The 8,698-nt window shown below is 65.5% G+C and carries 7 protein-coding genes and 1 pseudogene; 4 read left to right on the top strand and 4 right to left on the bottom strand.

The genetic code is table 11. The features are described 5' to 3' along the window. The coding region (locus EN780_RS20885; protein ID WP_128275183.1) for an STAS domain-containing protein at positions 1–392 on the bottom strand (392 nt) is incomplete at its 3' end. A 76-nt stretch (positions 393–468) separates the two neighbouring features. Here EN780_RS20885 and dgcA point away from each other — a divergent pair. Continuing rightward, positions 469–1,452, top strand: coding sequence for an N-acetyl-D-Glu racemase DgcA (gene dgcA / locus EN780_RS20890; RefSeq protein ID WP_128275184.1), 984 nt, complete (start codon positions 469–471; stop codon positions 1,450–1,452). On the opposite strand, the gene EN780_RS20895 is transcribed toward dgcA, so the two are convergent. Together EN780_RS20895 and EN780_RS20900 are read right to left on the bottom strand one after the other, a co-directional pair. Further along, complete coding sequence (locus EN780_RS20895; RefSeq protein WP_128275185.1) at positions 1,423–2,637, bottom strand: MFS transporter; 1,215 nt, start codon at positions 2,635–2,637, stop codon at positions 1,423–1,425. The two genes, dgcA and EN780_RS20895, sit on opposite strands and share 30 nt — an antisense overlap. A 126-nt stretch (positions 2,638–2,763) precedes the next feature. Continuing rightward, on the bottom strand, positions 2,764–3,585 hold the full coding sequence (locus tag EN780_RS20900; RefSeq protein ID WP_128275186.1) for a UDP-2,3-diacylglucosamine diphosphatase: 822 nt from the start codon (positions 3,583–3,585) through the stop codon (positions 2,764–2,766). Between the two features lie 120 nt (positions 3,586–3,705). Between EN780_RS20900 and EN780_RS20905 the strand changes: the two genes are divergently transcribed. The 3 genes from EN780_RS20905 (at position 3,706) to EN780_RS20915 (ending at position 8,327) form a co-directional block, all read left to right on the top strand. Beyond that, the gene (locus EN780_RS20905) at positions 3,706–4,485 is read left to right on the top strand and encodes an SDR family oxidoreductase (RefSeq protein ID WP_128275187.1); all 780 of its coding nucleotides are present in this window, start codon (positions 3,706–3,708) and stop codon (positions 4,483–4,485) included. Between the two features lie 171 nt (positions 4,486–4,656). Beyond that, positions 4,657–6,981: an NADP-dependent malic enzyme gene (locus tag EN780_RS20910; RefSeq protein WP_128275188.1), complete on the top strand. Its 2,325-nt coding sequence runs from the start codon at positions 4,657–4,659 to the stop codon at positions 6,979–6,981. Positions 6,982–7,103: 122 nt separating this feature from the next. Then, the gene (locus EN780_RS20915; protein WP_128275189.1) at positions 7,104–8,327 is read left to right on the top strand and encodes a DUF2865 domain-containing protein; all 1,224 of its coding nucleotides are present in this window, start codon (positions 7,104–7,106) and stop codon (positions 8,325–8,327) included. Here EN780_RS20915 and EN780_RS20920 read toward each other — a convergent pair. Further along, positions 8,245–8,698: pseudogene (locus EN780_RS20920) on the bottom strand (glutamate--tRNA ligase); the annotation flags it as partial. The gene EN780_RS20915 and the pseudogene EN780_RS20920 overlap by 83 nt on opposite strands.

Genomic DNA, 8,698 nt, shown 5'->3' on the forward strand with positions numbered 1-8,698 from the left:
ATGATGTTGGGCGGACCGGCCGGCCCCGATTCGGGCTCGCGCCGGACGGCGTCGCCGACGGCAGAAAGCAGGATGGAGGCGATCTCGCTCTGCCCCTGCATGGTGACTTCGATGCCCTTCTTCTCGAAGGCGCTGACCAGGCGGTCGATCAGCCAGGCGCCGGCGGTATCCATCTTGTCGATATGCGAAAGATCGAGCGCCAAGGATTTGACGCCGCTGCGCTTTTCGATCTTGCGCATCTCGGCGTCGACGAGCGCCACCGTGCGCGTCGTCCAGTTCCCCGAGAAGGCGCAACCGAGAACGCCGCCCTCCTGGCCGACCGCGACGCGCGGCTGGCCGTTGGGCTCCTTGGCGGCGGTGCCGCTTGCGTCGCGTTTGCGGATGGTCAACATGGCGTCCTGTTTAGCCTGCCGGAACCGGGCTGTCATTTGCCGGCGACCCGTTGTCGCACAGCCGGAGAAGAAAAATATGGCGCGTGTCATTTCGGTCGAGTCCGAGCGTTTTCCCATCGCCGGAGCCTTCACGATCTCACGCGGATCGAAGACCGAGGCGGAAGTCATCACGGTGACGATCCGTGAAAACGGCCATGCCGGGCGCGGCGAGTGCGTTCCCTACAAGCGCTATGGCGAGACCATGGACGGCGTGCAGGCAGCGATCGAGGCGATGCGCGGGCGGATCGCCGGCGGAATCGACCGGGCTGCCCTGATCCACGCCATGCCCGCCGGCGCTGCGCGCAACGCCATCGATTGCGCCTTGTGGGACCTGGAAGCGAAGCTGAGCGGCGCGCCGGTGGCGCATGCAATCGGCGCTGTGCCCTTGAGAGCGCTGGAAACAGCCTACACGCTGTCGCTTGGCGAGCCCGAAGCGATGGCGGCGCAGGCTCGCGCCAATGCAGCGCGGCCACTGCTCAAGGTCAAGATCGGCGGCGACAACGATAAAGCCCGCATCCGTGCCGTCACCGAGGCGGCGCCCGGCAGCCGCATCATCCTCGATGCCAATGAGGGCTGGACGGAGCACAATATCGTCGAAAACCTCGCCTTCGCCGCCGAACAAGGGATCGCGCTGATCGAACAGCCGCTACCCGCCGGCCGCGACGAAATTCTGCGCGAGATCGCGCATCCGGTGCCGATCTGCGCCGACGAAAGCGTGCACGAGGCGAAGAACCTCGACGCGCTGGTCGGCCTCTATGACGCCGTCAACATCAAGCTCGACAAGACGGGTGGCCTGACCGAAGCGCTGGTGCTGCGCGACCGCGCTCGCGAACTCGGCTTCGACATCATGGTCGGCTGCATGGTCGGCACCTCGCTGGCGATGGCGCCGGCCGTGCTTTTGGCCCAGGACGCCGACTTCGTCGATCTCGACGGTCCGTTGCTGCTCGCCAGGGACCGCACGCCCGGCCTTGTGTACCAGGGGTCGCTGGTGTCACCCCCCGACCGAACGCTGTGGGGCTGAGCGCGCGGCGAGCGCAATCAGCGCCAGCCCGATGAGCGCGATCGGGATCATCGCCAGAAAACCGTCGACGCCGAAGCGATCGTAGAGCGGGCCCGACGCCAGCGTCACCACGGCCATGAAGAAGCCGTTGAAGAAGTACGCAATGCCTTGCGCGGCACCCGTGCGCTCCTCCGAGACGGTTTCGCCGATCATTTTCTGCAGGCCGATCAATACCATAGCGACCGATACGGCGTGCAGCGTCTGGACGCCGAAGAAGCCGGCAATGCCGAGGCCGAGCGGCCAGATCAGCGGAAAGGCGATCCAGCGCACGATCGCGCCGATGGCGGCGATCAGCATCACCGTGGCAACGGAAACGGACCCGAAGATGCGCGTGAACATCACAAACATGCACACCTCGGCGACCACGCCCCAGGCCCACAGCAGGCCGACGACGGTGTCGCTGATGCCGATCGACTTCCAGTAGATCGAGACGAAGCCGTAGAGAAAGGCATGGCTGGCGGTGATGATGCCGACGCCGAGGGTGAAATAGAGGAAATAGGCGTTGAGGAGCGTCGGCGCCGAATGCTGGATGTCAGCCGCCGAAAGCGGTGAGGCGCGGCGCGGACGGCCAAGCCTCGGCGCAAGCAGGCCGGCGGCGAGGGCCGCAGCCAGCGCGACGAAGATGATCACCGGCACCGCCTCGGCGCCCGTGTGCGCCAGGATGAAGCCGCCGACAACATTGGCGCAGAGGTAGGAGATCGAGCCCCATTTGCGCATGCTGGTGTAATTGGAGCCGAAGCGGCGCACGCCCGATAGCGCCAGCGAATCGGCGATCGGCGAATGCGGTGTCCAGACGACGGTCAGCGCCAGCGAGACAACGAGCACGATGGCGTAGGTGGGTGGCAGGAAATAGCCGGCGGCGAGCAGCATCGATGCGGCTACCAGCGCGATATAAACATTGGCGCGGTCCCGCGCCCGGTCGGCAAGCGCTGTCAGCAGCGGCGTCGTCACCACGCGCAGGAACATGGGCGCCGCGAGGATGACGGCGATCTGCTCGGCATGGAAACCCTTGGCCTGCAGCCAGAGCGGGAAGTAGGGCAGATGCGTGCCGAGTGACACGAACAGCGTGGCGAAGATCAGGCTCATGCGCAGCTCGAAATGGCGCGGCTTGACGAGCTGTTCAGGCGTGAGCGGCGGCAAGGACATGAATCGATCCAATTACGCCGCGTTCTACCGGCCGCAACGTATGGCGATCCCTAACATGGAGAAGAACCCGGCGAAACCGGCTGGACTAATCGATTAACGCGGGTTTGCGCCCGCAGGGGCCTGGCGTCAGGCCGCCTGCACCGCCCTGCCCTTGATGTTGACGGGAACGAGCACGTCCTTGCCGGCCGGAGCCTCGGGCAGGACATGCGCCCAGGTCAGTATTTCCATGCGCCCGTCGAAATGCTCAACCACCGCCGTGCAGCTTTCCACCCAGTCACCGGTGTTGATGTATTGCACATCGCCGTAGTTCTCGATCGCGGCGTGATGGATGTGGCCGCAGATGACGCCATCGACATGCGAGCGGCGCGCCTCGTCGCTCAGCACGGTCTGGAACGAGCCGATGAAGTTGACCGCCTTCTTGACCTTGACCTTGGCCCAGGATGAGAACGACCAGTAAGGCAGGCCGAGCAATTGACGCAGCCGCGTGATGATCCGGTTGACCTGCATCGCCGCGTCATAGGCGTAGTCGCCGAGATAGGCGAGCCAGCGCTGGTTGTGCACCACCGTATCGAACTGGTCGCCATGGATGACCAGCAGGCGCCGGCCGTCGGCGGTTTCGTGGATGGCGCGGTCGGCAACGACGATGCCGCCGAAATGCACGCCCTGGAACTGGCGCGCGAACTCGTCGTGGTTGCCAGCGATATAGGTGATCGAGGCGCCCTTGCGCGCCTTGCGCAGCAATTTCTGCACGACGTCGTTGTGGCTTTGCGGCCAGTGCCAGTTGCGCCTGAGCCGCCAGCCATCGACGATGTCGCCGACCAGATAGATGATATCGGCGTCGTGATGCCGGAGGAAATCGATCAGGAAGTCGGCCTTGGCCGCCTTCGACCCCAAATGGATGTCGGAGATGAACATCGATCGGAAAGTGCGGGGCTCTGGGCCGGACATCGCTTGTCACCGTTGCTTTCGCAGAGCCTATGCCCCGATTCATGCAACAACCGTATGACGGTTGCGATTGGTCCAGCCCAAGCGCTAGCTTGCCGCGCTCAATCAAGGGAGAAGACCGTCATGGATCTCGGCATTCGCGGAAAGAAGGCCATTGTCTGCGCCTCCAGCAAGGGGCTTGGGCGCGGTTGCGCCATCGCGCTGGCCGAGGCCGGCTGCGATCTCGTCGTCAACGGCCGCAACGCGGACCTTCTGGCGAAGACCGCCGCCGAAATCCGCGAAAAATTCGGCGTCAAGGTGATCGAGATCGCGGGCGACGTGTCGAAGCCCGAGGTGCAGAAGGCGCTGCTTGCCGCCTGCCCGGACCCAGACATCCTCGTCAACAACAATGGCGGGCCGCCGCTGCGCGATTTCCGCACGCTCGACCGCGAGAAGATCCTCGAGGGGGTCACCCAGAACATGGTGACGCCGATCGAGCTGATCCAGGCGGTGATCGACGGCATGGCGAAGCGCGGCTTCGGCCGCATCGTCAATATCACCTCGCTGTCGGTCTATGTGCCGATCCCCGGCCTCGATCTCTCGTCCGGCGCACGCGCCGGCCTGACCTCGTTTCTCGCCGGCGTGGCGCGCACGGTGGTCGACCGCAACGTCACCATCAACAGCCTGCTGCCGGGCAAGCTCGACACCGACCGGCTGCGTGGTCCGCATGAGGCCGGCACGACCGAGGATCCCGCCGCCGCGGCCGAGCGAAAAGCCCGCATCAGCGCCGACGTTCCGGCCAAGCGCCTCGGCACGCCCGAGGAATTCGGCCAGATCTGCGCCTTCGTGTGTTCGGTGCATGCCGGCTATCTCACCGGCCAGAACATTCCGGTGGATGGCGGCCTCTACGTCAGCGCGTTCTGACCGGTTGGCGGCGCCGGCGGCCCGCGATATCGCAGAGTCTCGGCGCAAGAGGCTGAAATAACTTGGTTATTCCTGCTTCGCCGATGTGAATGCCAATTGCCTCATTTGCCGTCGCGAAAAGCTCGCGTCGCATGCTAAAAGGCTGCGAAGCAGGAGCGCAAGGAGGCCGGCATGGACAGCGAGAACAAGAAACCGGCCCGGTCGGACCTCGACGAGGCCGCGCTCTACTTCCACAAGCATCCCATTCCCGGAAAGCTCGAAATCCAGGCGACCAAGCCGCTCGGCAACCAGCGCGACCTGGCGCTCGCCTATTCGCCGGGGGTCGCCGCCCCTTGCCTCGAGATCCGCGACGATCCGGCGACCGCCGCCGATTATACGGCGCGGGCCAACCTGGTCGGCGTCGTCTCCAACGGTTCGGCGGTGCTCGGCCTCGGCAATATCGGCCCGCTCGCCTCGAAGCCGGTCATGGAAGGCAAGGCGGTGCTTTTCAAGAAGTTCGCCGGCATCGACGTCTTCGACATCGAAATCGATGCGCCGGAGATCGAGCGCATGGTCGAGACGGTCGCGGCGCTGGAGCCGACCTTCGGCGGCATCAACCTCGAGGACATCAAGGCGCCGGAGTGCTTCGAGGTCGAGGAGCAGTTGAAGGCCCGGATGGGCATTCCGGTGTTCCACGACGACCAGCATGGCACGGCGATCATCGTCGCGGCCGCGGTGCTCAACGGGCTGGAGTTCGCCGGCAAGACGATTTCCGACATCAAGATCGTCACCTCGGGCGCCGGCGCGGCGGCGCTTGCCTGCCTCAATTTGCTGGTCTCGCTCGGCGCCAAGGTCGAGAACATCTGGGTCACAGACAGGTTCGGCGTCGCCTACAAGGGCCGCACCGACGAGATGGACCGCTGGAAAGACCCCTATGTGAAGGACACCGACGCGCGCACGCTGGCCGACGTCATTCCCGGCGCCGATGTCTTCCTCGGCCTGTCTGCCGCCGGCGTTCTGAAGCCGGAACTGCTGCAGCACATGGCGCCGAAGCCGCTGATCCTGGCGCTGGCCAACCCCAATCCGGAGATCATGCCGGAGGCGGCGCGCGCGGCCCGTCCCGATGCGATGATCTGCACCGGCCGTTCCGATTTCCCCAATCAGGTCAACAACGTACTGTGCTTTCCTTACATCTTCCGCGGCGCGCTGGACTGCGGCGCCAGCGCCATCAATGAGGAGATGAAGATGGCAGCGGTCAGGGCGATCGCCGCCCTTGCCCGCGAAGAGCCTTCGGATGTCGCGGCGCGCGCCTATTCCGGCGAGACGCCGATCTTCGGGCCCGATTTCCTGATCCCCTCGCCCTTCGACCCGCGCCTCATCCTGCGCATCGCACCGGCCGTCGCCAAGGCAGCCTGCGACACCGGCGTGGCGACCAGGCCGATCGCCGACTTCGCCGCTTATATCGACAAGCTGAACCGCTTCGTCTTCCGCTCCGGCCTGGTGATGAAGCCGGTGTTCTCGACGGCCAAGGCGTCGAGTGCCAAGCGCGTCATCTATGCCGACGGCGAGGACGAGCGCGTGCTGCGCGCCGCGCAAGTGGTGCTGGAGGAAGGCATCGCCGAACCGATCCTGATCGGCCGCCCGCACGTCATCGAGGTCAGGCTGAAGCGCTATGGGCTGCGCATCAAACCGGGCGTCGATTTCGGACTGATCAACCCGGAGGAGGATCCGCGCTACCGCCACTATGTCGACCTGCTGATCGAGCTTGCCGGCCGGCGCGGCGTGACGACGGAAGCGGCGCGCACCATGGTGCGCACCGACAACACGGTGATCGCCGCACTGGCACTGAAGCGCGGCGATGCCGACGCCATGGTCTGCGGCCTCGAGGGCCGTTTCGAGCGGCATTTGCGCAACGTCACGCTGATCATCGGCCCACGTGCCGGCATCAGGGACCGCGATCTCTCGACCCTCTCCATGCTGATCTCGCAGCGCGGCATCATCTTCCTCACCGACACCCATGTCTCGGTCGATCCTACGGCCGAGGAGATCGCCGAGATGACGGTGCTGGCGGCGGAGGAGATCCAGCGTTTCGGTATCGAGCCGAAGGCGGCGCTGCTGTCGCATTCCGACTTCGGCTCGCGCGATTCCCCTAGCGCGCTGAAGATGCGCCAGGCGGCGGCGATCCTTGCCCGCATCGCGCCCGAATTGCAGTGCGACGGCGAGATGCATGCCGACTCGGCGCTGTCGGAGCACCTGCGCCAGCGCGTCTATCCACATTCGCGGCTGAAGGGCGAAGCCAATCTTCTGGTGTTCCCGAACCTCGATTCGGCCAACATCACGCTGACGGCGCTGCGTGCCATGATGGACGCACTGCATGTCGGGCCGATCCTGCTCGGCACCGACAAGCCTGCGCACATCCTGACGCCCTCGGTAACCTCGCGCGGCGTAGTCAACATGACGGCACTGGCGGTGGTGGAGGCGGCGCACAAGGCGCAGGCGGTCGTCAATCTGGGCTGATGCCGGATATTGCGGTAGACTGCGGGTTGCAGACTCAAGTGCTTTCGGCTGCAAAGTAAAGACAGGTTTAACCGCGGACACGCTAGTCTATGCGACAGGCTGGCAATCGGGGTTTCAGGCGAATGAAGGGCGCGGGGTTGAAGCTGACCCACCTTGCGGCGCTGCTCGCGGCGCTGGCGACGTCGGCTGTCGCCGTGACCGAGCCGCAGGCCGCCTCGCGCATGTGCCGCCAGCTCGAGGCGGAGCTGGATGCCAGTCGCGGCGGCGGTGGCGGACCGGCGATAATCCGCAAATATGACGACGCCATCGCGCGCCAACGCGAACAGATGGCGAAGGCGCGCAACCGGGCGAGCGATGCCGGCTGCGGCTTTTCGCTGTTTTCGCGCAACGTCAACAAATGCGCCGCGATCAACGCGAACATCGATCGCATGAACGCCAATCTCGATGCCCTGCTGGCGAAGCGCGAGCGTCTTTCAGGCGGCGGCACCCGCCGCGACCGAAGCCGTATCCTCGCGGCGCTCGATGCCAATGGCTGCCGCGACGACGAGATCGCGCCGAGGCGCGCTCCGATCGAGGAGGCCGCGCGCGACAATGGCGGCGGCGGCAATCTGTTCGAGCAGCTCTTTGGCGGCGGCAACCGCGAGCTCGAAGCGCTCGACACGCCCGATGCGCCTGACGTGCCGCCGGACGATCCGAGCGAGCGCAACATCCGCCGCGTCATCAACCAGCCAGACGGCATGGACCTGCCGCGGCTGAACGGTGAATTCCGCACCGTATGCGTGCGCACCTGCGACGGCTATTTCTTCCCGATGTCGAACGCCGCTTCCTATGGCGATTTCGAGCGCGATCAGAAGAATTGCGAATCGAGCTGCCCGGGCACCGAGATGCAGGTGTTCTACACGCGTGGCATGGACGACGATGCTGGCGCGATGACCTCGTCGGTGACTGGCAGGCCGTACAGCGAACTACCGAGCGCCTATCTCTACAAGCAGAGCAACATGGCGCGGCCGTCGGCCTGCGGCTGCAACGCGCAAGCGCAGAATTTCGAGATCATCGCCGGCAATCCGCCGAACCCCGGGCAGTCCGGTCCCGAGGCAGCCACGGCGCCCTTCGTTCCCATGCCCGGTACCAAGCCGGATCCGGGCGCCGATCCGGAGACGCTGGCCAATGCCGAAGGCGGGCTCGACCGCGACGCCATCAAACGCCTGGCCGAGAAGCCGGCGACATCGCCGGTGTCGGCGCTGCCGCCGGAGCAGCGCAAGGTCAGGGTCGTCGGGCCATCGTTCCTTCCCGACCCAGCAGGGGCAATAGATCTGCAAGCTCCGGCCCGGAAGGCTGTCCAGTAAGCGCCAGTCTGAGCGGCATGAACAGCGCCTTGCCCTTGCGCCCGGTTGCTTCGCGGATCTTGCCGGTCCAGTCCTTCCAGACGGTGCCGTTCCACGGCTCATCCGGCAACAGGTCGAACGCCTGGTGCAGGAAGTCCCGATCCTCGCCGGAAAACTCCGCCGGCTCCTGCGGTCCCTGATCGACGATACGCCACCAGGCAACCGCGTCGGCCAGCCTGTCGAGGTTGCCGCGCACGGCCATCCAGAACGGCTCCGCCTTGTCGCCTGAAACACCCAGCACGATCAGCCGGTCGCGCGCCTCGGCAAACGGCATATGGTGCATAAGGGTGCGGTTGAGCACGACCAGTTCGTCCGGATCGAACATGGCCGCC

The organism is Mesorhizobium sp. M4B.F.Ca.ET.089.01.1.1, from assembly GCF_004022605.1.
Taxonomy (GTDB): Bacteria; Pseudomonadota; Alphaproteobacteria; order Rhizobiales; family Rhizobiaceae; genus Mesorhizobium; species Mesorhizobium abyssinicae.